The following is a 310-nucleotide window of genomic DNA, read 5'->3' on the forward strand; positions in this document are numbered from 1 at the left end:
ACGTTGACGTAAAAGGCGGATGCAACATCAAGAGGTTTTACGGCGACCGCGCCTTGAGCCTGTTCATCCAGCCGCCGTCGCTCGACGAGCTCCGACGCCGCCTTGAAGGACGCGGCACCGACGCGCCGGAAGTAATCGAGGACCGCCTCGCCCGCGCTTCGTTCGAGCTGACTTTCGCCGACAAGTTTGACCATGTAATCATCAACGACGACCTCGACCGTGCCGTCAACGAGGCTCTCAAGGCGGTGGAGGAGTTTATTTCAAGGAGTTAAGGAGTAATGGAGTAAAGGAGTTAAGACAAATGACTTGT

General features: G+C 56.1%; 1 protein-coding gene. It reads left to right on the forward strand.

Translation table 11 applies throughout. The features are described 5' to 3' along the window. On the forward strand, positions 1-272 hold a 272-nt coding region (locus H6A34_RS14730; protein WP_477396710.1), incomplete at its 5' end, for a nucleoside/nucleotide kinase family protein. Between the last annotated feature and the right edge of the window lie 38 nt (positions 273-310).

It is taken from the genome of Marseilla massiliensis, from assembly GCF_016899855.1.
Classification (GTDB): Bacteria; Bacteroidota; Bacteroidia; order Bacteroidales; family Bacteroidaceae; genus Prevotella.